Origin of the sequence: Streptomyces sp. Act143 (assembly GCF_003143935.1) — a bacterium.
Taxonomy (GTDB): Bacteria; Actinomycetota; Actinomycetes; order Streptomycetales; family Streptomycetaceae; genus Streptomyces.
Window position 1 is genome coordinate 1 of the sequence record NZ_QFRX01000017.1, and the last position, 507, is coordinate 507.

Below are 507 nucleotides of genomic sequence, written 5' to 3' on the forward strand. Positions count from 1 at the left end.
GACCTTGCCATCGCGAATCTTGACGTTGATGGCATCCACGAAGACAACCGGGTAAACGCGGTCCAGCGGGCGGGCCTGCCATTCCGCCATGCCCTCCATCACCTTGTCCGTGATCGTGGTGATGGTCTGCTTGGACACCTCCGCGCCGTACACCTCGGCCAGATGAGCCGATATCTCCCCGTGCGTGAGGCCCTTCGCGGACAGGGAAAGCACCATCTCGTCCATGCCGGTCAGCCGGCGCTGCCGCTTGCGGACGATCTGCGGTTCGAAGGTGCCGGCGGTGTCGCGGGGCACCTTCACCTCGACCGGGCCGACGTCGGTCAGCACCGTCTTGGCCCGGGTGCCGTTACGGCTGTTGCCGCTGTTCCTGCCGGCCACATCGTGCTTGTCGTAGCCGACGTGGTCGGTGATCTCGCCCTCCAGGGCGGACTCCAGCACCCGCTTAGACGCCGTTTCTTTTGGTACCTGCGGGTCGTTGAATGCTTCGTGGGAGACCTGGTTGAGCGG

Annotated in this window: 1 protein-coding gene; it reads right to left on the reverse strand. The window is 64.9% G+C overall.

The genetic code is table 11. From position 1 onward, the window contains the following. On the reverse strand, positions 1 to 507 hold a 507-nt coding region (locus DI272_RS43975), incomplete at both ends, for a transposase (protein ID WP_258314954.1).